This is a genomic window from Streptomyces europaeiscabiei (assembly GCF_001550375.1).
Classification (GTDB): Bacteria; Actinomycetota; Actinomycetes; order Streptomycetales; family Streptomycetaceae; genus Streptomyces; species Streptomyces europaeiscabiei.
The window spans coordinates 1-1,248 of the sequence record NZ_LRTR01000464.1 but is presented as its reverse complement, the minus strand read 5'-3'; the positions used below and the strand labels follow the sequence as shown (position 1 = coordinate 1,248).

Annotated in this window: 3 protein-coding genes; 2 read left to right on the top strand and 1 reads right to left on the bottom strand. The window is 76.1% G+C overall.

All coding sequences use genetic code 11. The annotated features are described in order from the left end of the window. Both AWZ10_RS22590 and AWZ10_RS22585 read left to right on the top strand, forming a co-directional pair. A partial coding sequence (locus AWZ10_RS22590) for a P-loop NTPase family protein (RefSeq protein WP_482258110.1) occupies positions 1–305 on the top strand: 305 nt, incomplete at its 5' end. Continuing rightward, positions 302–943 carry an ABC transporter ATP-binding protein gene (locus AWZ10_RS22585; RefSeq protein ID WP_060891910.1) on the top strand — a complete coding sequence of 214 codons (642 nt, stop codon included), beginning with the start codon at positions 302–304 and terminating at the stop codon, positions 941–943. The genes AWZ10_RS22590 and AWZ10_RS22585, both read left to right, overlap by 4 nt. 100 nt (positions 944–1,043) lie before the next feature. On the opposite strand, the gene AWZ10_RS22580 is transcribed toward AWZ10_RS22585, so the two are convergent. Next, a partial coding sequence (locus AWZ10_RS22580; RefSeq protein ID WP_159058322.1) for a LysM peptidoglycan-binding domain-containing protein occupies positions 1,044–1,248 on the bottom strand: 205 nt, incomplete at its 5' end.

Here is a 1,248-nt window from a genome sequence, read left to right as displayed (position 1 = left end):
CCGGGACGCTGCGGCGGGTCGAGCTGGCGCGGGCGCTCGCCGGGAGCCCGCGCGTGCTGCTGCTGGACGAACCCGCCGCCGGACTCGACACGGCCGAGGTGGCCGCCCTCGCCCGCGTGCTGCGCGCCCTCGCCGACGACGGCATGGCCCTGCTGGTCGTCGAGCACGACCTCGACCTCGTCACGGACGTCGCGGACGTCGTGCACGTCATGGCGGCGGGCCGGATCGTCACCTCCGGCCCCGCCGACCACGTCCTGCGTTCACCGGGCACGCTCGACCCGCCCGACCCGGCGGTCGAACGATGACCCTCCTCTCCCTCCGCCACGCCCGCGTCCGCTACGGGCCCCTGGAAGCCCTGCACGGCCTCACCCTCGCCGCCCCGGGCCCCGGCCTCACCGTGCTGCTCGGCCGCAACGGCTCCGGCCGTACGACCGCGCTGCGGACCCTCGCCGGCACGGTCGCGCTGTCCGGCGGTGCCGTCGTGTGGGACGGGGTCGACGTCACCCGGACGCCCGCGTACGAGCGCGCCCGGCGCGGCCTCGTCCTCGTACCGGAGCGGCGGGCCGTCTTCGGTTCGCTCACCGTGCGCGAGAACCTCGAACTGGCCGCGCCGGACCTCTCGTACGCCCTGGACGCCTATCCGTGGCTCGAACCCCTGCTCCCCCGCCGCGCCGGCACCCTCTCCGGTGGAGAGCAGCGCATGCTCGCCCTTGCCCGCGCCCTGTCGGCCCACGCGCGTGTCGTCCTCGTCGACGAACCCACCCAGGGCATGTCACCCGCGGTCGCGGCCCGCACGTACGAGCTGCTGAGCGGCCTACACAGCTGTGTGGTCGTCGCCGAACAGCGCCTGCCGCCGGGGCTGCGCGGCATGCCGGGCGTCCTCGTGTACGAACTGCGGCGTGGGGCACTGGCGTTCGGCGGCGAGGCGACGGAACTCTCCTGAGACGGCATGGGCCGTCGCGGTCCGGAGGAACACGCGCCCCACCCGGCGGGTGTGCCGGGCGGGACGTCCGCGCGCAGGGGGAACGGGGACGGCGGACGGTTCAGAGGTCGAGCCGCTGGCCCGGCACGATCATGTCGGGGTCGCCGCCTATGACGGCCTTGTTGGCGGCGTACACCTGCCGCCAGGTGGTCCCGTGCCGGGCGGCGACACCGCTGAGCGTGTCGCCCCGGCGGACGGTGTAGTCACCGCGGGAGGCACTGCGGTCCGCGTGGCCGGCGGGGCGCGGCGGCGCCTTCGACGGGGCC